Annotated in this window: 21 protein-coding genes and 1 pseudogene; 9 read left to right on the top strand and 13 right to left on the bottom strand. The window is 75.7% G+C overall.

Annotation, left to right across the window (positions count from 1 at the left end):
- Positions 1 to 245: 245 nt before the first annotated feature.
- Positions 246 to 875, bottom strand: a complete 630-nt coding sequence (locus AB0442_RS34650; RefSeq protein ID WP_366167551.1) for a LysE family transporter — start codon at positions 873 to 875, stop codon at positions 246 to 248.
- Positions 876 to 1143: 268 nt separating this feature from the next.
- On the opposite strand from AB0442_RS34650, the gene AB0442_RS34655 reads away from it, so the two are divergent.
- Positions 1144 to 2757, top strand: a complete 1614-nt coding sequence (locus AB0442_RS34655) for a sigma-70 family RNA polymerase sigma factor (RefSeq protein ID WP_366167552.1) — start codon at positions 1144 to 1146, stop codon at positions 2755 to 2757.
- 79 nt (positions 2758 to 2836) lie between these two features.
- Entirely contained in the window at positions 2837 to 2968 is a 132-nt protein-coding gene (locus AB0442_RS34660; RefSeq protein ID WP_344628058.1) for a DUF6126 family protein, read from the top strand.
- A 64-nt stretch (positions 2969 to 3032) separates the two neighbouring features.
- Here the strand turns inward: AB0442_RS34660 and snpA are convergent, their stop codons facing one another.
- A complete protein-coding gene (gene snpA / locus AB0442_RS34665) occupies positions 3033 to 3671 on the bottom strand; it encodes a snapalysin (RefSeq protein ID WP_366167553.1) in 639 nt (212 codons plus the stop codon).
- A gap of 191 nt (positions 3672 to 3862) precedes the next feature.
- Here snpA and AB0442_RS34670 point away from each other — a divergent pair, with 191 nt between their 5' ends.
- Complete coding sequence (locus tag AB0442_RS34670; protein WP_366167554.1) at positions 3863 to 4861, top strand: LysR family transcriptional regulator; 999 nt, start codon at positions 3863 to 3865, stop codon at positions 4859 to 4861.
- 49 nt (positions 4862 to 4910) lie between these two features.
- Here the strand turns inward: AB0442_RS34670 and AB0442_RS34675 are convergent, their stop codons facing one another.
- The 6 genes from AB0442_RS34675 to AB0442_RS34700 all read right to left on the bottom strand — a co-directional run bounded on the left by AB0442_RS34675 (position 4911) and on the right by AB0442_RS34700 (position 8294).
- The gene (locus AB0442_RS34675; RefSeq protein WP_366167555.1) at positions 4911 to 5552 is read right to left on the bottom strand and encodes a hypothetical protein; all 642 of its coding nucleotides are present in this window, start codon (positions 5550 to 5552) and stop codon (positions 4911 to 4913) included.
- Positions 5552 to 5833 carry a hypothetical protein gene (locus AB0442_RS34680; protein ID WP_366167556.1) on the bottom strand — a complete coding sequence of 94 codons (282 nt, stop codon included), beginning with the start codon at positions 5831 to 5833 and terminating at the stop codon, positions 5552 to 5554. The genes AB0442_RS34675 and AB0442_RS34680 overlap by 1 nt, the downstream gene beginning before the upstream one ends.
- Positions 5830 to 6147 carry a hypothetical protein gene (locus tag AB0442_RS34685; protein ID WP_366167557.1) on the bottom strand — a complete coding sequence of 106 codons (318 nt, stop codon included), beginning with the start codon at positions 6145 to 6147 and terminating at the stop codon, positions 5830 to 5832. Before AB0442_RS34685 ends, AB0442_RS34680 begins: the two co-directional genes overlap by 4 nt.
- Positions 6148 to 6381: 234 nt before the next feature.
- A complete protein-coding gene (locus tag AB0442_RS34690; protein WP_366167558.1) occupies positions 6382 to 7404 on the bottom strand; it encodes a nitroreductase family protein in 1023 nt (340 codons plus the stop codon).
- 144 nt (positions 7405 to 7548) lie between these two features.
- Positions 7549 to 7893: a S26 family signal peptidase gene (locus AB0442_RS34695; RefSeq protein WP_366167559.1), complete on the bottom strand. Its 345-nt coding sequence runs from the start codon at positions 7891 to 7893 to the stop codon at positions 7549 to 7551.
- 83 nt (positions 7894 to 7976) lie between these two features.
- Positions 7977 to 8294, bottom strand: a complete 318-nt coding sequence (locus tag AB0442_RS34700) for a hypothetical protein (protein ID WP_366167560.1) — start codon at positions 8292 to 8294, stop codon at positions 7977 to 7979.
- Positions 8295 to 8363: 69 nt separating this feature from the next.
- Between AB0442_RS34700 and AB0442_RS34705 the strand changes: the two genes are divergently transcribed.
- A complete protein-coding gene (locus AB0442_RS34705; RefSeq protein WP_366167562.1) occupies positions 8364 to 9089 on the top strand; it encodes a hypothetical protein in 726 nt (241 codons plus the stop codon).
- Positions 9090 to 9350: 261 nt separating this feature from the next.
- Here AB0442_RS34705 and AB0442_RS34710 read toward each other — a convergent pair whose 3' ends face one another.
- Positions 9351 to 9602 (bottom strand): hypothetical protein, encoded by a 252-nt coding sequence (locus tag AB0442_RS34710; protein ID WP_363550033.1) that lies wholly within the window; start codon positions 9600 to 9602, stop codon positions 9351 to 9353.
- A 79-nt stretch (positions 9603 to 9681) separates the two neighbouring features.
- Between AB0442_RS34710 and AB0442_RS34715 the strand changes: the two genes are divergently transcribed.
- From AB0442_RS34715 to AB0442_RS34730, 4 genes are all read left to right on the top strand, one after another.
- Positions 9682 to 10269, top strand: coding sequence for a sigma-70 family RNA polymerase sigma factor (locus AB0442_RS34715; protein WP_366167563.1), 588 nt, complete (start codon positions 9682 to 9684; stop codon positions 10267 to 10269).
- 140 nt (positions 10270 to 10409) lie between these two features.
- Complete coding sequence (locus AB0442_RS34720; RefSeq protein WP_366167564.1) at positions 10410 to 11735, top strand: MFS transporter; 1326 nt, start codon at positions 10410 to 10412, stop codon at positions 11733 to 11735.
- A 29-nt stretch (positions 11736 to 11764) separates the two neighbouring features.
- Positions 11765 to 13084: a cytochrome P450 gene (locus AB0442_RS34725; protein ID WP_366167565.1), complete on the top strand. Its 1320-nt coding sequence runs from the start codon at positions 11765 to 11767 to the stop codon at positions 13082 to 13084.
- A 70-nt stretch (positions 13085 to 13154) separates the two neighbouring features.
- Positions 13155 to 14132, top strand: a complete 978-nt coding sequence (locus tag AB0442_RS34730; RefSeq protein WP_366167566.1) for an isocyanide synthase family protein — start codon at positions 13155 to 13157, stop codon at positions 14130 to 14132.
- Positions 14133 to 14173: 41 nt separating this feature from the next.
- Here the strand turns inward: AB0442_RS34730 and AB0442_RS34735 are convergent, their stop codons facing one another.
- On the bottom strand, positions 14174 to 15022 hold the full coding sequence (locus AB0442_RS34735; RefSeq protein WP_366167567.1) for a hypothetical protein: 849 nt from the start codon (positions 15020 to 15022) through the stop codon (positions 14174 to 14176).
- A 1287-nt stretch (positions 15023 to 16309) separates the two neighbouring features.
- Positions 16310 to 17194 carry a glycosyltransferase family A protein gene (locus AB0442_RS34740; RefSeq protein ID WP_366167568.1) on the bottom strand — a complete coding sequence of 295 codons (885 nt, stop codon included), beginning with the start codon at positions 17192 to 17194 and terminating at the stop codon, positions 16310 to 16312.
- A 121-nt stretch (positions 17195 to 17315) separates the two neighbouring features.
- Here AB0442_RS34740 and AB0442_RS34745 point away from each other — a divergent pair.
- Positions 17316 to 17492, top strand: a pseudogene (locus tag AB0442_RS34745) (IS5/IS1182 family transposase); the annotation flags it as partial.
- A gap of 105 nt (positions 17493 to 17597) precedes the next feature.
- Here AB0442_RS34745 and rfbD read toward each other — a convergent pair.
- Positions 17598 to 18566 (bottom strand): dTDP-4-dehydrorhamnose reductase, encoded by a 969-nt coding sequence (rfbD, locus tag AB0442_RS34750; RefSeq protein ID WP_366167569.1) that lies wholly within the window; start codon positions 18564 to 18566, stop codon positions 17598 to 17600.
- Positions 18563 to 18991: a hypothetical protein gene (locus AB0442_RS34755; protein WP_366167570.1), complete on the bottom strand. Its 429-nt coding sequence runs from the start codon at positions 18989 to 18991 to the stop codon at positions 18563 to 18565. The genes rfbD and AB0442_RS34755 overlap by 4 nt, the downstream gene beginning before the upstream one ends.
- Between the last annotated feature and the right edge of the window lie 165 nt (positions 18992 to 19156).

Raw genomic sequence — 19156 nt, forward strand, 5'->3', positions numbered from 1 at the left:
CGACCACGAAGCCGCAGCTCAGCGCCCGGTTACCACCGGTATCCACCCCCAGCCGACCCCCATTTCACGGGCCCGACCACCACCACCCGCCCCCCGATGTGACCCGCACCACCGCAAACCGTCCGTGAACCGGACCACATCGTCGACACCCTGTGAACCGGTGGGCCACAGAGCGCCGACCGTGCCGGCCTGCCACCGGGCCGCTCGTGTGGCGGCGGCCACACCGGCCCCGCAGGGGCCCTCCGTCAGCCCGCCGGCCAGGCGAGCCGGACGGCGAAGCAGAGCACCAGTCCGTAACCGAGCGCGTACGTGACGCGCCTGGTCCGTACGGTGAGCCGGGTGCCGGCGAAGGCTCCGGCCGCGGCCAGCAACTGCTGCCAGACCAGCGAGGCCGCGAACACGGCGACGGCGAACACCACGGCCACGGTCGCCCCGGCGGCCGCCGCGCCCCGGGCCGCGGTCAGCGCGGTGAAGTAGAGCGCGGTGGTCGGGTTGACCAGGGTGAGCAGCGCGAAGCGGGCGAAGGAACGGCGGGCGGGCCCGGGCTCCGCGGCTGCGGCCGGCGCCCCGGGGGCTCCGCCGCCGCGCAGCGAGAGCAGGCCGCGGACGGCGATCGCGGCCAGCACCGCGGCGGCCACCGCCCGCACCCAGGCCTCGCCGCCGCCGATCAGTCCGACCAGCCGCGGGCCGACGAGCACCGCGACCGCGGCGTACACGAAGTCCACCAGCGCCACCGCGGTCGCGGCGGCGGCTCCCTGGCGCAGGCCGCGGCCGCCCTCCTGCAGCAGCAGAACGCCGACTGCGCCGAGAGGCATCGCCACGCCCAGACCCGCCGCGGCACCCGCCGCAGCCGTACTCACCAGGGAATCCACCATCGCGCCAGGGTGGCCGAGACCCCCTCCTCCGCGCGAGCGAGTTTTCGGCGGGCCGCGGCGGCCCGGTCCCGACCCGGTGGAGGCCCGTCCGCGCGGGTGCCGGCCTCTCCGGGCGGTGGGCTACCGTCCCTCCGCACGGGCATCCGGAGAGCCGAACGGAAATCCGGTGTGATTTTCCGTTATCCGGAGCGCGGCGGACGATCTCCCACTACGACAGCAGCACAGCACGGGGCCGCACCGCGGCCCGACCGAGAAGGTGGACCACGCCATGGACAGTGACCGCGCAGCACTGCTGGTCGTGCAGGCCCGGGCCGGCGACCAGTACGCCACGGACGAACTGATCAGCGGGCACCTGCCTCTGCTCTACAACATCGTCGGCCGGGCGCTCGGCGGGCACTCCGACACCGACGACGTCGTCCAGGAGACCCTGCTGCGGGCCATGGACGGCCTGCACGGCCTGCGCGACCCGGCAGGGTTCCGCTCCTGGCTGGTCGCGATCGCGATGAACCAGATCCGCCGCCGGCACCACGAGCGCATGCAGACCGCCTACGCGGGTGACGGCCTCGGCGACGCCTACGACGTCGCCGACCCGGGCGCGGACTTCGTGGACCTCACCATCGTCCGGCTCGGCCTCTCCGGGCAGCGCCGCGAGGTCGCCGAGGCGACCCGCTGGCTCGACGAGGCGGACCGCGAGCTGCTCGCCCTGTGGTGGCTGGAGGCGGCCGGCGAGCTGACCCGCGCCGAGCTGGCCGGTGCGCTGGAGCTGCCGCCGCAGCACGCCGCGGTGCGGGTGCAGCGGATGAAGGGCCAGCTGGAGACCGCCCGGGTGGTCGTCCGGGCGCTGGCGGTGGCCGACCGGTGCGGGCCGCTCTTCGAGCTGACCGCCCGCTGGGACGGCGTGCCGAGCGCACTGTGGCGCAAGCGGATCGCCCGGCACGCCCGCGAGTGCGCGGTCTGCTCGCGCCACTGGAGCGGGCTCTTCCCCGCCGAGGGGCTGCTGGCCGGCCTGGCCATGGTGCCGGTCTCGGCGGGCGACCTCGGGGCGCTGGGCGCCTACCTCTCCCCCGCGACGGCCTCCCCGGCGCCGGCGTCCTCCCCCGACCCCGCCCCGCACGGCCGGTCGCTGCCGCGCTCGCACCGGCGGGGCAGCGGCGGCCGCGGCGCGCACCGCGGGGCCAGCAGCGCCCGGCCGCGGATGCCGCTCGCGGTCGGCGGCACGGTCGCGGTGACCGCCGCCACCGCGGCGATCGTGGCCGTGGCCCTACCCGGTACGGCCCCCCGGGTCACCGCGGAGCCGCCGGCCGCGCCGGCGCAGGTGCAGGCGGAGGTCTTCAGCCAGCAGCCGTCCCCCTCCGCGTCCTCGCCGAGCGCCTCGCCGAGCCCGAGCGCCTCGCCGACCCCGACGCCCTCGCCCAGCCCGACGCCGAGCCGCACCCCGAGCCCGAAGCCGACCCCGACGGCCAGCCGCAGCAAGAGCCCGAGTCCCGACCCGAGCACGCTCAGCATCAAGCAGCAGGTCGTCCAACTGGTCAACCAGGAGCGCAGCAAGGTCGGCTGCACCCCGGTGAAGTCCGACGACAAGTTGGAGCTCGCCGCGCAGCGGCACTCCGACGACATGGCCGCGCGGAACTTCTTCGACCACACCAACCCGGACGGCAAGGGCCCGCAGCCGCGGATCGACGCGGCGGGCTACAAGTGGAGCAGCTGGGGCGAGAACATCGCCCGCGGCCAGCGCGACGCGGCGGACGTGATGAAGAGCTGGATGGACAGCCCCGGCCACAGGGCGAACATCCTGAACTGCGGCTTCACCGACCTGGGCGTCGGTGTCCACCTGGGCGAGGGCGGCCCGTGGTGGACGCAGGACTTCGGCTCGGCGCCCTGACCGGCGCCGCGGGGCCGCCGCCCGGCCGTGCACAATGGAGGGGCCCCGGACACGCCGGGGGCCGACACCGGGAGCTGCCGTGAGCGAGGCCGTCCGCGACGAGAAGACCAAGCGCAGGGCGATGTTGATCCGCGCCTCGATCTACATCGCGGGCACCCACCTGTTCGCGGGCTTCGTGATCCTGCTGTTCACCCTGGGCGGGCGGCACTGAGCGCACGCCCGGCGGCCCGGCCCCCTACTTCCGGGGGCCGGGCCGCCGGCGTCCGGTGCCGGTGTCAGCCGGCCGCGGCGAAGCCGTTCGCCCAGAGGGAGTTGACCTTCCGCTTCTCGGTGGAGTTCGGGTAGGGGTTGGTGCAGGAGGTGCCGGGGCCGCCGCCGGACATCAGCTCGCTGCACGGGCCGGAGTAGTGGTCGGGCAGGCCGAGCACGTGGCCGGTCTCGTGCGCGGTGACGCGCAGCGAGCTGTACTGCCGGTTCTGCGCGTAGTCGAGGAAGATGTAGCCGCTGCCGTGGCCGTCGGTGCTGGCGTAGGAGCCGCGGGAGTCGTTGCCCTCGTAGTAGCGGAAGTCGGCGTTGCTGCCGGAGCGCAGCTGGACGTTGCTCACCGAGCCGTTCCAGATCTGGGCGCTCTGCGAGATGACGCCCGCGAAGGACGGCGCCCGGCTGGCGTCGTAGGTGACGACGACGGCCTTCAGGTAGGGGTGGGCGGCCTGCTTGGCCAGTGCGGACTTCATCACGGCCTGGTAGAACGCCTTGTTGCCGGCCTCCTCGGCGGCCGTGCCGGCGTAGCCCGCGGACGAGGTGTAGCCCTGGACGCCCTGCTGGACGGGGGCCGCCGAGACGGGTGCCGCGGCGGCGCCGGACGCGAGGGCCAGGCCGAGGGCAGCGGCGAGCACGGTCATGGAGCGGTTCATGTGGGGGACTCCATTCGCGGGTCCCGGGGGCCGTGGGGAGGCCCGTCGGGACACGGTGACGGTTGATGCACCGAGCTTGGGGCAGCGCGGGCGGGCCGCGGAGATGCCAACCGGCGATAGCCCGGGGCAATACCCCCGTCCCGGAAGTGCTTTGACGTCCCGTGAGCATTTCTTGACATGCACTTGGCGGAATGCGGATGCCTGGTTATGCTCCCGTCGTGGAGCTCGACGTCCGACACCTGCGGGTGCTGTGCGCGATCGCGGACACCGGCAGCGTCCGGAAGGCCGCCCGCCGGCTCGGCATGACCCAGCCGTCCCTCACCACCCAGCTGCACCGCATCGAACGGACCATCGGCGGACGGCTGTTCACCCGCGAACAGACCGGCAGCCGCCCCACCGCGCTCGGCCACTCGGTGCTCTCCAGAGCCAGACCCGTGATCAGCGAGATGGACGCCCTGGTCGCCGCCGCCCGCGAGGAGGCCGCCGGGCCGGGCCGCCGGAGACTGCGGATCGGCAGCGTCGGCAGCCGCGCGGTCGCCGCCTGGCTGCGCCGCGTCCACGACCGGCTCCCGGACACCGACACCACCATCCACATCGACATCTCGGCGATCGCCCTGCTGCAACTGGTCGCCGCCGAACAGCTCGACATCGCCTTCGTGCACGAGAGCGAGGGCTTCCCGCTGCGGGTGCCGCCCGGCACCGAACAGCGCGTCCTGATGGCCCGCGAACCGCAGTTCGTCGCCCTCGCCGAGGGCCACCCGGCGGCCTCCCGGCCGGTCGTCAGACTCGCCGACCTGGCCGGGGACACCTGGATGGTCGACCCCACCGCCGACCACGAGTACGCCGCGCTGCGGCGGGTCTTCGCCGAGGCCGGACTCGACCCGCGGGTCGTCCAGGTCCGGGACAACGCCACCGCCGCCGAACTCGTCGCCTCCGGCGAGGCCGTCCGCCCGTGCCAGCCCACCTCGCCGCCCGGCCCCGGCACCGTGCTGCGGCCGGTGCACGGCGACCCCTTCGCCGTCCGGCTGCTGCTCACCTGGCGCCCCGGAGCCATCGGCGGCCCCGCCCTCGACGGGCTCTGGACCGACCTGCGGCGCGCCTACCTGGACCTCGCCAGCGTCAACCCCGCCTACCGCGCCTGGCTGCGCCGCCACAACCGCTCCCTGCGCCACCTGCTCGCACCCTCGTGAGGAGGCGGGCGCACGCCCCTGGTCGTGCATCCATGACTCTTGGGGTGACCTAGTGCGGGCCGGGGCCGTCGAGGAGGGTGCGGACGGCCCGGGCGTGGGTGCGGGAGCGGGCGGTGACGGCGATGCGGGAGCCGTCGGCGAACACGAGGTCGACGCGTTCGGGCTGGCGGCTGCGGACGGTGCCGGTGCGGGCGAGCTCCCGGCGCCCGAAGGCGGCCATCAGTTCGCCGTGGTCGTGGTCGACCAGCAGGACCCGCCGGTCGGTGACGGCCAGCAGGGTGCGGCCGTGCCGGAACCGGCGGTGGGTGCTGGGCCCCGTCCGCACGGCGATCACGAAGCGGCCGGCCGCGCTGCCCCAGCCGCCGGAGAACGGGCGCCCGTGGAACGCCCGCCGCACACCGCGCACGGTGGACTCGCCGACCGCCTCGACCATGCCCTCCAGGTCGAGGAGTTGCAGCGGCAGCAGCAGGACGGCCGACAGGCAGCCGCGCCGCCGCCCGGCCGGTTCCTGCGGCGGTCGGACGGCCGTCCGGTGCCGCGCGGGCAGCCCGCGGCGGACGTACCGGTCGAGGCCGAGGTCGACGACGCCGTACAGCGGTTCACCGGGCTGCAACCACCGCAACGGCAGCTGCGACCAGCGGTGCAGACGTTCCTCGTAGGCCCGGTCGAATGCCGGGTTCGCCGGGGCCATCAGCCGAACGCCTCCTCGATCCGGCTCCGGGGCACCCGGTAGGCGGGGGCCGCGGGGCGGCCGTCCAGGTCGCGGGCGACCGCGTCGATGTCGGTGTCGCTGTTGAGGGCGTCGCCGATCGGTGCGGTGGGCGAGCCGGTCAGCCCGGTGGCGCCTTCGAGGAGCGGCTCGGCGACCGCGCCCTGGGCGGGGTTGTGGATCTCGGGGAGCGGCAGCAGCGGCTCCTTCATCCAGTCACGGGTCCACTTGTAGGCGCCCGCGACCTCGGCGGCGGTGGTCATCGGTCGCCACCGCCGACGCCGCGGCCGACCTCGTCCTCGCCGTCGCGGTAGTCGGCCGCGTTGGCCTCCAGCCCTGCGGTCACGTGGGCCAGGACGTCCATGAGGTCGGCGAGGTTGTCCTGCTCGGCCTGCGCGTGCTCGTGGTAGCCGTCGCGCAGTTCCTCCGAATCGGGCAGGTGGCCGAACGCACCGGCCGGCACCTCCACCCCGGCGAGCGCGTCCCGCGCGGCCGCCAGCCGTGCGTTCTGCTGTTCCACCAGTGCCGCGTACCGGTGCAGTGCGTCCGGACGCACGCGGAAATCAGGCTCGCTCATGCGGGTGTTCCCAGGCCCTTGAGACGTCGCTCCGCGGCGCGCCGGGGCACACCGCGGATTTGTTCGAGAGGACCTTACCGGGGCGTCGGCACGGTGAATTCCCGGGGCGGGTGCCGCACCTCCGGGCGGCGGCTCCCGGGAATTCGACGCATCGTCAGAGGAATTTCTCAGCAGCGGACCTGGTGTCGCGTCGGATCAGGCGCCGACGGCGGCCACCGTTCGCCCGCAGATCTTTCACATTCCCTGCGCGGCGTCGGGGGCGCCGGGCAGGTCGAGGATCTCGTCGACCGGGCGGCGCGGGGTGGTCGCGCCGGGCGGACCGTAGCCGAAGCGCAGCACCAGCTGGACGTGGCCGGGGCCCTGCTCGGGGTCGCGGAGCAGCCGCCGGGTGTCCGGCCACTCGACGGCCTGGTGCAGGACGGAGACCCGCAGTCCGTGCAGGGTGGCGAGCAGCCAGACGCGTTCCATCGCCTGACCGGCCCGCAGCCAGTCGGCCGCGCGGTCCCCGTGGGTGGTCAGGGTGGCCAGCTGCGGCAGGGCCTCGAACCGGCGGGTGGGCGGCGGGGCGAGGACCGCGGGTGCGGGCGGGCGGCCGGTGAAGCTGCGCATCGGCACCCGGGCGTCGTGGTCCTGCGGGCCGAGGGCGGCGGCCGGGATGCCGTCCACGGCCGGGGCCTCGGGCCGCAGCCAGGTACGGGTCTCGGTCTGCCGGGCGACGTCGGCGGCGATCCGGGCCTCCGCCTCCGCGGTCAGGTCCAGCACCCGCCGCACCTCGGCCTCCTCCAGCGCGGTCATGGCCGTGCCCTCGGTGCGGGCCGCGTCGAGGAGTTCGCCGAGCACCGCCTCGGGCACGTCCCGGTTGGCGAACGGCTCGCGGCTGGAGTGGCGGAGGAACACCGCCGGGTAGAGGTCGCGGCCGAAGGGCTCCGGGCCGGCCTGCCGCCCCTCGGCGAGGTCGAGTTCGGCGATCGGCTGCCGGCCGAGGTGGCCGGGCTGCAGCCGCAGCACGGGTGCACGGCCGAAGTGGACGGCGGCGACCCGCAGGTTGAACAGGGCGGCACCGATCGAGATGTGCAGCGCCCGGCCGTCGGGGTCGGTGACCGGGACCGCCCGCCGGTAGTCCGCGTACACCTCCAGGCGGCGCAGGTCGGCGCTGGGCCGGAACCGCCACGGCTGGCTGTTGTGCAGGGAGGGTGCGGCGCCGCCGGCGGCGGCCAGGGCGCGCAGCTCGTCACGGGTGAGGGCCGGGCTGATCATGATGGATCACTCCTTGCCGCGGGTGCCGTCGGTACTCCGAGCGTGCGCCGCCCCGGGTGTACCCGGTAGGGCCCAAGGGCCCACCGCGGCCGTGCCGGGAGTCCCGCCTCCCCGGCGGCCCGGGCGTCCCGGGGGACGCACCGCTCAGCCGCGCACCCGCCCGGCGGCGCCGGGCCGGGGCACGCCGTCGACCGACAGGCAGACGCCGAAGACCCGCTCGTACCCCGTCCAGCCGTTCACCCGGCCGCGGTTGTTGCTGATCTGCACCCGCCGGCGGGCCGGGTCCAGGGCCGACACCAGGTGCAGGTACACCGTCCCGGCGACCCGGGCCAGCACGATGTCGCCGACCTGCAGCGCCGACGGGTCGACCGGGGCGACGACCACCGGCTGCCTGCTGCGGATCAGCGGCACCATCGACGAGCCGCTCGGCCGGAACTCCACCGTCGCCCCGCCGGCGACCCGGCCCGCCACCCCGTCCAGCACTCCCATGCGACCGATCGTGGCAGAGCCGCCGGGGCGGGCCCACCGGTTGTCCGGGCGACCCGGGCCGGGCCTCACCGCTCCCGGCCGGTTCACCCCCCTGCCGGTTCACCCCCTGCCGGTTCCGTCCCGGCCGCCGTGAGCCGGACGAAGCCCTCGGCCCATTCGTCCCGGTCGAGCGTGTACTCGCCGATGTGGAAGCAGTCCGGCTCCTCGGCGAAGCCGGGCAGCAGGCGGGCCCGGTGGATCCGTTCGTCGGCCAGGGCCTCGGTCGAGTAGACGCCGAGCAGCTTGGCGTCGTCGCCGTCCTGTTCGTCGAGGTACGGGACGTCGCCGTCGAGGTGCAGGGTGACCCCGTCCTCGCCCGCCTCGTTGTGGTGGGCGATGTGCCAGAGCAGGTGGACCTTCATCGCGGCAGGCTACCGGCCGACGGGGGCGGTTCGGCGCAGCGGTCCGGTTGGTGCGAGGATGGCCCGGTCGTGATCCTCTGTCAGTTCCGCCTCCTGCGTGTCGCGGTCTTCGCCACGGTGTGCGTGGCGCTGGCCGCGCTGGGGCACGCCGCCGTCTCCGGGCAGCCCGTCCCGGTGCCGGTGCTCGGCGCCGCTGCGGCCGGCACGGCGGCCGGGACCTGGCTGCTGGCCGGGCGGCGGCGCGGCATCACGGCGATCGCCGGCTGGATGACGGCCGCCCAGGCCGCCCTGCACCTGGTCTTCGAACAGACCGCGGCGCGGCCGGCCGCGCCCTCCGCCGACCTCGTCCGGCTGCTGCTGTGCGTGCACGGCGAGGCCCCGGACGGGGTCGATCCGGTGGAGTTGGCGCGGGCGGCCGGCCTGGACCCGGCCGCGCTCGGTGCCGCGGCCGGGCACGCGCACGGCCTGCACGGCCACGCGGGCGGGGGCGCCGGTGCGGGCGGGGCGGCGCTGCTGCACGGCATGTCGCCGGGGATGGTCGCCGCGCACCTGGTGGCGGCGCTCGCCTGTTCGCTGCTGCTGTGGCGCGGCGAGGCGGCGCTGGCCGCCGTGGTGGCGGCCGTCCGGACGCTGGCCGAGGTGTTCGCGCCGGTGGTGCTGCTGCTGGCGCCGTTCCGGCAGGAGCCGCCGCGGGCGGTCCGTCCGGCGGTGCGTCGGGTACGCCGTCCGCGGCAGCCCGCACTGGCGCACGCGGTGGGCCGGCGCGGGCCGCCGCACCCGGTACCGGCTGTCTGAACAGCCCGCTGCCCGCCGGGGACCGGCACCGCAGCGGGCCGGTCGCCGCTGCCCCTCCCGCCCCTGCGGCGGTGCAGCGGCCGGGCCGGTGCACCGCCCTTCCCGTCCTGACCCCGGGTACCCCCTCGGACCGGCCGGGCGGCCGTCCTGCGTGCGGCCGCCGTCCGGCGTCCGGGCGTGCCCGGGGGACGCGGGCGGGCGGTGCCCGGCCGGTGCCAGGTCGGCGCCCCCTGCGGGCGGCGCCGCGGATGCCTCCTGCCGTCAGGAACCACCATGGGACGTCCCGTCCGTACCCTCCGCCTCCCCCGCTGCCGCCGGGCCGAGGCCCAGGCTGCCCAGCAGCCGCCCCGTCCACTCCGGCGACGGGCCCTCGGCGGCCCGCGTCAGGGCCTGGAGCCGCCGGGCGGCGGCCAGCCACTCGGCACAGTCGGCACAGTGCGCCCCGCGGCCGTCCGCGGGCGCTTCGCCGTCGAGCTGCGCGGAGATCGCCGCGCGGTGGTCGGCACAGGTCATCCGCCCATGCTCCACCACGGCACCGCCCCGGCGGTAGCGCCGTCCGCACCGGGAGACCTCGGCCGGCGGGCGGTGCGCCGTGGATGACGCCCTGCTGACCGAACTGGCGCTGGCCGCCCGGCACGGGCGGGCCGAGGACGTGGAGGCGTTCGTCCGGGCGACCCAGCGCGACGTGTGGCGGTTCGTCGCCCATCTCACCGACCCGGACGCGGCCGACGACCTGGCCCAGGAGACCTTCCTGCGGGCGCTGCGCAGCCTGCCCGGGTTCGCCGGCCGTTCCTCGGCCCGCACCTGGCTGCTGTCGATCGCCCGGCGGACGGTGATCGACCGCTACCGCAGTGCCGCGGTCCGCCCGCAGCACGCCGACCTGCCGGACTGGGAGGAGGCGGTGGACCGCCACCGGCCGTCCGCCACGGGCGGGTTCGAGGACGGGATAGCGCTCGGCGACCTGCTCGCCCGGGTGCCGGCGCAGCGCCGCGAGGCGTTCGTGCTGACCCAGGTCGTCGGGATGAGTTACGCCGAGGCGGCCGAGGTCGCGGCCTGCCCGATCGGCACGGTGCGCTCCCGGGTCGCCCGGGCCCGGGAGCAACTGGTGGCGCTGCTGCGGGAGGCGGAGGCCGCGGACCGCTCCGCGGCGGCGGTCGGGGCGGTGCCGGTGCCGGGCTGATCCGGGCCGGGGCTGATCCGGGCCCGGACGCGGACCGCCGGATTCCCTCAGGTGTTCGGGAACCTCCCGCGGTCCGCGTCCGACTGGTGGGTCGGGCGCCGCCGGCCGGCGGCGTCCGACCCACCGCGGAAGGACCCGAAATGACCCGGACGGCCGACCCGGCGCCGCCGCAGCAGGACCGCTGGGGCTTGGTCGCCGTCGCCGGGCTGCTGTCGTTCACCGCCCTGCTGGACATGAACGCCGTCAACCTGGCGCTGCCCTCCGTCGCGGACGGCCTGGGGGTCGCCCAGAGCACCGCCCAGTGGGCCGCGCTCGGCTACCAGCTCCCGCTGGTGGCCCTGCTGCTGCCGGCCGGCCGGTGGCTGGACGGGGTCGGGCTGCGGGCCGCCGTGCACCTGGCCGCGGGCGGGTACGCGCTGGGCGGCGCCGCGTCCGCGCTCGCTCCGGCGGCGGGCTGGCTGATCGCCGCGCGGGCCGTCCAGGGGGTGTTCGGCGCGCTGGTGTTCGTCCTGATGCCGGTGCTCGCGGCCCGGGCCGTCCGACCCGCGCTGCGGGCCCGGGCGTTGAGCGTGCCGGCCACCCTCGGCCCGCTCGGCGCGGTCACCGGGCCGGCGCTCGGCGGCCCGCTGCTGGACACGGCGGGCTGGCGGGCCGTCCTGCCGCTGGCCGTGCCGGTCTGCCTCGCCGCGCTGTGGACGGTGCGGCGCACCACGCCGCAGGGCCCGCCCTGGGACGGCCCGCTGCACCCGCCGGACCGGACGGCGCTCGCCGACGCGGCGCTGGTCGGCGGCGCGGTCGCGGCGGTGCTGCTCGCCCTCACCCTCGTCCCCGGCCGGTGGACGCTGCTGCCACCGGCCGCCGCGGCGGTCGTCCCCGCGGCCGTGTGGCTGCGCCGCCCGGCCGGACGGGCGACGGCCGCGCTGCTGGCCCCGGTGCACGGCGCGGTGGCGGCCCTGGCGGCCGGTGTCGCCGCCATGCAGTACCTCACCGCGCTGCGCCTCCAGCGGGACACCGCCGCCAGCGCCACCGCCACCGGCCTGACCCTGCTCTGCTTCCCGCTCGCGATGGCGCTGGCCGGCCGGGCCGGCGGGCGGATCGCCGACCGCCTCGGCACCCGGCGGACGGCCCGTACCGGCGCGGCCGTCACCACCGCCGGACTGCTGCTCCTGCTCGGCGCCGACGGCACCCCGCAGGACACCGCCTGGCGGCTCGCCCTCGCCGGCTGCGGCATGGGGCTGTACGGCGGGCCGGTGCAGGCCCTGGCACTCGCCGCCGCCCCGCCCGGGCGGATGGGTGCCGCCGGCTCCACCGTCCAACTCGCCCGCAGCCTCGGGTTCGCCCTCGGCCCGGCCCTGGCCACCGCCGGCGCCGCTGCCGGGAGCCCGCGCACCGGACTGGCCGCGGCCGCGGCCTGCGCCGGGGCGGCGGTCGTCCTGCTCGCCGTCCCCGGGCGATCCACGTCCTGACCGTCCGCCACCTCCGGAGGAGTTCCGCCATGCCCGTACCCGAGCCCGTCTGCCCGTTCGCCGGTGACGCCCCGTCCGAGCCTCTGCCGCTGCCCGAGCCGGTACCGTCGCCCGACCCGGTGCCGCTGCCCGACCCGGTGCCGCTGTCCGGCCGGGCGTACAAGCGCGACCCGTACCCGCTCTACCGCCGGCTGCGGGAGGCCGGGCCGGTGCACCGGGTCCGCTTCCCGAGCGGTGTCGCCGCCTGGCTGGTCACCGGCTACGCGGCCGCCCGGGACGCCCTCACCGATCCCCGGCTGGGCAAGAACCACGCCCTCGGCAACGCGGCCTGGCGCCGGCGTGCCTCGATCATGCCCGAGCCGCAGCACTCGCAGCTGCAGGTCCACCTGCTGCACCAGGACGCCCCCCGGCACACCGCGATGCGCGCCCTGCTCGGCGACGCCTTCGCGCTCCGCCGGGTGGCCGGACTCCGGCCGCGGTTCCAGCAGTTCGCCGACCGGCTGGTGGACGCACTGCCGGCCACCGGCGGCGCCGACCTGGTCGCCGGGTTCGCCGCCCGCTTCCCGTTCCTGGTGCTCGCCGAGGTGATCGGGCTGCCCGACGAGCTGGCGGACCGCTTCGACCGGGACTGGGGCAAGGTCGTCCAGCCGGTCGGCCCCGAGGACCCGGCCCGGCCCGCGTACGAGGCCCGGTTGCGGGCGCTCCAGGGGTACATCGCCGAGGTGGTCTCGGCGAAGCGGACCGCGCCCGCCGACGGGGATCTGCTGGCCCGGCTGGTCGCCGCGCACGACGACGGCGCGCTGACCCGCGAGGAGCTGGACTCGATGGTCTTCCAACTCCTCGTCGCCGGCCAGGAACCGGTCACCAACCAGATCTCCACCATGCTGATGACGCTCTTCCGCCACCCCGGCCAACTGGACCGGCTGCGGGCGGAACCCGCGCTGCTGCCCCGGGCCGTCGAGGAACTGCTGCGCCACGACGGCGCGTTCGAGCTCACCACCTGGCGCTTCTTCGCCGAGGACAGCGACCTGCACGGCACCCGCGTCCCGGCCGGCGACTCGGTGATCGTCTCGCTGGCGGCCGCCGGACGCGACGGCTCGCAGTTCCCGGACGCCGACACGCTCGACCTCGGCCGCACACCCAACGCCCACCTGGCCTTCGGCCACGGCGCGCACTTCTGCCCCGGCGCCGCGCTCGCCCGGGCCGAGCTGCAGATCGCCCTCGGCACCCTGCTCGCCCGGCTGCCGGGCCTGCGCCCGGCCGGCGACCTCGACGCCGTCGAGTGGATCCCCGCCGTCCTCGCCCGCGGCGTCGACCGCCTCCCGGTGGCGTACGACCGCCGGCTCTGATCCCGGCCGCACGACGACCGGACCGCCCGCCGCGACCCGACCACACCCCGACCACACCCCGGAGTCCCGCATGCCGCCCGCCGGCACCCTCACCGCACCGCCGCGCCCCGGACAGCCCCGTCCCCCGCTCCCGACCGCGGTCGAGCGCACCAGCACCGCCGTCCTGGAGCTGCTGCTCCCGCACCGGCGCTCCTGCGACGGCGCCCCCGACCTGCCCGCCGCCGCCTTCCCGGCCCAACTGCGGCGGATCGCCGGCTTCGTGGCCGCCGGGGAGCCGGTCGTCCTCACCCTGCCGGGCTTCCCCTGCAAGTCGCCCAGCCCGACGAAGGTGCTCGGCCACCTGCCCGACGAGGGCGAACGGCTCTCCCTCGCCTTCCTGGACGGGCTCTGCGCCGAGGTCGCCCGGGTCCACCCGCCGGGCGCCCGACTGGTGATCTGCTCGGACGGCCACGTCTTCGGCGACCTCGTCGGGGTGCCGGACGCGCACATCGACGAGTACGCCGACGAACTCGCCGCCACCGTCCGCCGCGAGGGGCTGCGCCGGCTCTCCCTCTTCGACCTGCGCGACGTCCTCGGCGACCTGCCGTACGACGCCAAGCGCGCCCTGGTCGACGACCGGTACGCCCCGGCGCTGGAGGAGCTGCGGGCCGAGGTGCGCAGCGATCCGGACACCCTGGCGCTGTACCGCGGCATCACCCGCTTCCTGCTCGACGACACCGTCGGCTTCACCGGCACCCGCTCCGCCCTGCAGCGGGAGTGCCGGCGCCGCGCGTACGAGGTCGTCCGGCGCAGCCGTGCCTGGGGCGCCCTGATCGAGGAGCACCATCCGCGCGCCGTCCGGCTCTCGATCCATCCGCAGCGGGCCGGCGCCGAGAAGTTCGGCCTGCGGCTGCTCGACGCGGCCGACCCGTGGACCACCCCGTGGCACTCCTGCGTGGTGCACCACCCGGACGGGAGAAGGGAGTTGATGCACCGCGCGGAGGCGGAGCGGCTCGGCCGCACGGTGCTGCGCTACGGCCGGCCGAGCCACGTCGAGGCCACCGGCTGACGGGCTGTCCTTCAGGTGCGGGACCTTCAGGTGCGGGTCCTTCAGGCGGGGGTGCGGCCGGTCAGGTCGCGGGTGGTGCGGGGGTCGAGGTCGGCGGCGAGGCGGGTGAGGTGGTGGCGCTGGTCGCCGTCCAGGCCGAGGGCCGGGTCGTCGGCGACCCGCAGCAGGGCGGCCGCCGCCGCGCCGCGGCCGACCGGTGCCAGGGCGGTGGCGAGCGCCCGGCGGCGGGCGTCCTCGTCGTGGCCGCCCTGGTGCGCGAGGTCCAGTTCGAAGACGTAGAAGGCCCGCTCGGTGATGCCCCGGTGGGCCCGCCGGGCCCGGGGGTCGTGGTCGTCCGCGCCGAGTGCGAGCCGGCCGCCGTCCGCGGCGGCCCGGCGGGCGGCCCGGGCCGCGCCGGCCCGTTCGCCCGAGGCGACGGTCCCGGTCAGCTCGTCGGCGAGCAGGGGGAGTTCCGCGGAGCGGCGGTCGGGTGCGGTGGCGGGCATCGCGACCGTCAGCGCGCAGGCGGCGAGCAGCGCGGTCCGCTCCCCCGGGTGCAGGTCGGGCGGGCCGCCCGTGTTGCCGGCGCCGAGGACCGCGGTGCCGGCGAGGGTGCGGTACTCCTGCTCGTCGAGCCGGCCCTCGCCGCGGACGACGTCCTGGCTGCTGGCCCGGGCGAGTGCCCGGGCGGTCTGCTCCAGTGCCCGGCCGTGCGCGGCGGCGGCCTGCCGTCCGGCGAGCCGCCGCACCCAGGCGGCGGCCCGGGCACCGGCCGCGGCGGCGCGGTGCATGGCCGCGAGGTCCTCGCCGGCGGCGGCCCGCGCGCCCTGCTCGAAGCCCCGCCCCACCACCCGGGCGACCTGGTCGAAGGTGGCCGGGAGCGGCAGCCAGGGCAGTGGGGAGATCGTCATACCGGGTCCAACCGCCGGACGCCCGGACGGGTCACGGTCCGGGCTGAAGCCGCCGTCCACCCCGGCCCGTACCCGCTCCGGCGTACGAGCACCGCACCGATGCACGGGCGCAGCCGGCCCGGGGGAGACACGCCCGGCGGTGCGCTCGCGCGGCCCGGAGAATCCAGCCGCACGGGAGCCGACATCCACGGCTTCGCGGGGGGTGGACTTCTCCGGGCCGGACCACATGCGGCCCGCGCCGTGACGCGCGGCCATCAGCCCACGGAGTGCTCGACGGGGACGAGCCGGACGAGGCCCTGGACGAGCGGGTCGAGGAGTACTCGCTCGTACCGACCCGTGGCTGGGCACGCACCGGCACGTCCTTCCGCGACACCGGGGGCCGGCCCGGCGGAGCCGCGTGGATCCAGGGCGCGGGGCTGCGCACCGCCCTCATGGTGCGCCGCGACGCCGTGCCCGCGGACGGCCTGTGGGCCCGGTGCGGCAGATCAACGATCAGCCGGACCGTGACGAGTCTCGGTCCGCCCCACGGCCCGGGCTTCGCCGTGCCGATGGATCCCGGCCGATCGGTGAGGGCACCGGGACGGGAGGGATTCCGACCACGTCACTCAGGCCGAAGAACGTGTCGGAATGGGTCGGCTCCGGGCGAGCCCGTGCCGGTCATACATCGAAGCGCCCCCTGGCGGTCGGTCAGATCATCCAGATGACGACAGCCGCGATGATCAGCCAGCTCGCTACTCCCCATGACGATCGCCGGCAGCAAAGTCCTGATCAGGCTCCGTTCGCTCACAGGTGCACCCCAGAGCGAGCAGTGGAGCTTCTTGACAGCCTCTAGGGGAGATTCGAGTAGTGCCCGGCGGAAAATGGCCCAGCGCATCGTCGGCGCCGGAGCCGAAGTGAGCTGGCGTCCGGACGAACCCCACCTGGCGATCTCCACCACCCGCGGAGCCGTCATCGCTCGTCACGCCGTCGCGCCCCGCGGCGCCGGCCGAATCGTCGTCGGCCCCGGGCACACCGTCACGCTCGACCCCCCAGGGCCGCCGTCAGGGCGACCGCACGCCGTGCAACGGCAGGACACGCCTCCTCCCCTCTCCTGAAGCCCTCGTCCACGCTCGGGCGTCTCGCTGATGACTCGCAGGGCACGCGGGTCCGTCACCAGGACGGCACCGGCCCGTGATCCGTGGTGCCCCTCTGCGGTTCGGACGAAGAGGGTGCCGTGTCGAAGGGGGGTGAATCCGGCCCGGCCGTGCATCCGCCGAGTGATCGTCCCGGTGTGGGCGTCGGCCCCGGTCAGCGCGCCGCGTGCTTCAGCATGGCGGATACACCGTGGCGACCGGCCTGCCGGGCGGCCCCGGGCAGCATGGTGACGGCGTGCAGCCGGGAGGAGAGATGGAGGCGCGAAACCTTGGCGGCGCGGTGCCAGCCGTGGGCGTCGAGCCGGCAGGCGGTCTCCTTGAAGAAGCGCTTGGCCTCGTCGAAGCGGCTGCCGGTGTATGCCTTGACGGACGACTCGCTTCCGGCGTGCCGACGGTAGCTGAAGCAGACCTCGGGGCTGGTGGCCAGCGACTCCCCTGCAACGAGCAGGTCGACGACCAGTGCGAGGTCCTGGATCACGGCGAGGTCGGTGCGGAACCCGAACCGCTTGACGGCCTCGGTGCGCCAGCAGATCGACGGGAAGTACAGCCAGTTGCCACGCAGCAGGCTGACCGCGAGGTCCTCGCCGCCGAACAGCCCGCGGCCCGGTCCCTTGGGCGCGTAGATCTTCCGCTTGGCGCGGTCGACGAGTGTGCCGTACGGTCGGCCGTCGGTGCCGATGACCTCGACGCCGGGCTGGATCATCGCGGCTTTCGGCTCGCGTTCGACGGCGGACCGGACCGTCTCCAGGTAGTTCGGGTGCATCAGGTCGTCGCAGCCCATGAGCACCAGGTACTCGTACTCGGCCAGGGAGACGCAGCGGTTGAAGTTGCCGGTGACGCCGAGGTTGCGCTCGTTGCGGTGGTATCGCACCCGTGGGTCGGAAAGGGCCTCGAACCACTCGGGTACACCGCTCTCGCGGCCGTCGTCGACGACGGTGAGCCGCCAGTCGGTCCCGCTCTGGGCGAGGACGCTGCGCACCGCGTCCTGCATGAGTGGGGCGTCGCCGTAGTAGGGCATGAGGATCTCGTAGCGGGACACGTCGGGCCTCGTACGCCGGGGTGGAGGAGAGCATTGCGTTGCCACATGCAGCCATGTCGACGACCGGCATGACATTCAAGCACACGAGCATGTCGACCCGCGCCGCCCCTGACCGCCGGCCGAGTCGAGCCAGACGTTGGGCCGCCACCGCTGGGTGATCGAGCGAACCGTGGCCTGGCTTACCGGCTACCGCCGCACCGCTCGCCGCTACGAGCGCGACCACCTGCCCTACCTGGCCTTTTGCGACCTTGCCGCCGTCATCACGGGCCGCAAACGACTGGCGAAGGTCACCACGTAGGACAAGGTCTAAGGGCCCGCAGAGAATCAACATGTTGATTCTCTGCGAACCCTTAACGCCCGACCCTGCAGCGACCTCGGAGATCGCTGCAGGGCGGCTCTTGGGTCAACGTGCAGGTTCCGATCCCACAGGTGTGCGCCCGGAGCGGGCGTCCGGCTGCAGGCAGGGCTGCACAGCGGCGCTGACGGGTGGTCGGAGTTCACGGATGGCGGTGAGGGCGCGGAAGGCGGGCCGCTGCAGGGCCTCGGCCAACGAGTCCTCCCAGGCGGGTAGTGGGGCGAGTCCGGCGTCGGCCCAGCGGCCGTGGCCGAGCACGCTGTAGGCCGGGCGAGCGGCGGGCCTGGGGAAGGCGGTCGAGGAGGTGGGGCGGACGCGTTCGGGGTCGAGGCCGGCCAGCCGGTACGCGGCGCGGGCCAGGCCGTACCAGGTGGTGCGGCCGGCGGCGGTGCCGTGGTAGATGCCGGCCGGCGCGCTCGCACGCCGGCCGAGGGTGTGCAGCTGCCGCGCGAGGTCGTGGGACCAGGTGGGCTGGCCATGCTGGTCGTCGACGACGTCGAGGGTGTCCCGAACGGCGGCGAGCTTCAGCACGGTGGAGACGAAGTTGGGGCCGTGCTCGCCGTAGAGCCAAGCGGTGCGGACGACGTACCCGGTGTCGGGGAGCAGCTCCAGGACGGCCTGCTCACCGGCGAGCTTGGCCCGGCCGTAGGCGTTGACCGGGCCGGTGGGCGCGGACTCGGGGCAGGGCCGGTCGGTGCGGCCCGGCAGGACGTAGTCGGTGGAGACCTGGAGCAACCGGGCGCCGGCCCTGCTGCAGGCGCGGGCGAGGTGACGCACTCCGGTGCCGTTGACGGCGGTGGCGGCGGCCTCGGCGGACTCGGCGCCGTCGACGTCGGTCCAGGCGGCACAGTTGACGACCACGTTGTGGCCCTGAACGGCGGCGTGGACGGCCTTCTGATCGGTGATGTCGAGCGCGGCGCGGTCGAGGGCGGTGACCTGCTCGCCGGCCTGAGCCAGGACGTCCTGCAGGTTGCGGCCGAGCATGCCGCCGGCGCCGGTGACCAGCCAGCGGGTCATGCGAGGGCCTCCGAAGCCTTGAGCGACAACCGACGGGCGCCATTGCCGCGGTACCGGGCGGCGGTGGCGGCCTCGCCGTCGGCGACGGAGAGGCGCGGCTCGCGGCCGAACTCCGAGCGGAGGCTGCTGACGCAGCGCAGATCTCGGTCTTTGCGGTCCTGGATCCGCCCGACCGTGTCCCGGTCGGTGCCGACGGCCTTCAGCGGCTGGGCGGTCCGCGTTCCCTTGGTGATCGCGGCACTACCGCCGATGCCGGGGACGCGGCCGCTGCGCAGCACCAGGCCGAGGCCACACCAGTGGTCGCGGAGACGCAGCCACGCGCGAACGTTGCCGCGGTCGCCCTTGAACGGCACCCTCCGACCGTCGAGCCGGACGGAGCCGTACAGGTGGTGCCCATCCAGCCGGGCGGTGAGGTCGCTCGCCAACTTCCACAGGGCACCTACGAAGCCGACCGGAGATCGCGAGCAGGACGGCAAGGCAGTCGACTCACCATTGCGGCCCAGGTGGCCGGACCCGACGCCACCGACGGTGCTCGTGCAAACGCACACGGAGGGTCGCTTCCCTGCGCTGTACACGGGATCCGCCGGTGG

This window comes from Kitasatospora sp. NPDC085895 (assembly GCF_040702125.1).
GTDB classification, from domain to species: Bacteria; Actinomycetota; Actinomycetes; order Streptomycetales; family Streptomycetaceae; genus Kitasatospora; species Kitasatospora arboriphila.

Bases quoted from the DNA above. Each gene is read 5' to 3' on its own strand.
- AB0442_RS34650 (WP_366167551.1), bottom strand. From the start codon at position 875: ATGGTGGATTCCCTGGTGAGTACGGCTGCGGCGGGTGCCGCGGCGGGT.
- AB0442_RS34655 (WP_366167552.1), top strand. From the start codon at position 1,144: ATGGACAGTGACCGCGCAGCACTGCTGGTCGTGCAGGCCCGGGCCGGC.
- snpA (WP_366167553.1), bottom strand. From the start codon at position 3,671: ATGAACCGCTCCATGACCGTGCTCGCCGCTGCCCTCGGCCTGGCCCTC.
- AB0442_RS34670 (WP_366167554.1), top strand. From the start codon at position 3,863: ATGCGGATGCCTGGTTATGCTCCCGTCGTGGAGCTCGACGTCCGACAC.
- AB0442_RS34675 (WP_366167555.1), bottom strand. From the start codon at position 5,552: ATGGCCCCGGCGAACCCGGCATTCGACCGGGCCTACGAGGAACGTCTG.
- AB0442_RS34680 (WP_366167556.1), bottom strand. From the start codon at position 5,833: ATGACCACCGCCGCCGAGGTCGCGGGCGCCTACAAGTGGACCCGTGAC.
- AB0442_RS34685 (WP_366167557.1), bottom strand. From the start codon at position 6,147: ATGAGCGAGCCTGATTTCCGCGTGCGTCCGGACGCACTGCACCGGTAC.
- AB0442_RS34690 (WP_366167558.1), bottom strand. From the start codon at position 7,404: ATGATCAGCCCGGCCCTCACCCGTGACGAGCTGCGCGCCCTGGCCGCC.
- AB0442_RS34695 (WP_366167559.1), bottom strand. From the start codon at position 7,893: ATGGGAGTGCTGGACGGGGTGGCGGGCCGGGTCGCCGGCGGGGCGACG.
- AB0442_RS34700 (WP_366167560.1), bottom strand. From the start codon at position 8,294: ATGAAGGTCCACCTGCTCTGGCACATCGCCCACCACAACGAGGCGGGC.
- AB0442_RS34710 (WP_363550033.1), bottom strand. From the start codon at position 9,602: ATGACCTGTGCCGACCACCGCGCGGCGATCTCCGCGCAGCTCGACGGC.
- AB0442_RS34720 (WP_366167564.1), top strand. From the start codon at position 10,410: ATGACCCGGACGGCCGACCCGGCGCCGCCGCAGCAGGACCGCTGGGGC.
- AB0442_RS34725 (WP_366167565.1), top strand. From the start codon at position 11,765: ATGCCCGTACCCGAGCCCGTCTGCCCGTTCGCCGGTGACGCCCCGTCC.
- AB0442_RS34730 (WP_366167566.1), top strand. From the start codon at position 13,155: ATGCCGCCCGCCGGCACCCTCACCGCACCGCCGCGCCCCGGACAGCCC.
- AB0442_RS34735 (WP_366167567.1), bottom strand. From the start codon at position 15,022: ATGACGATCTCCCCACTGCCCTGGCTGCCGCTCCCGGCCACCTTCGAC.
- rfbD (WP_366167569.1), bottom strand. From the start codon at position 18,566: ATGACCCGCTGGCTGGTCACCGGCGCCGGCGGCATGCTCGGCCGCAAC.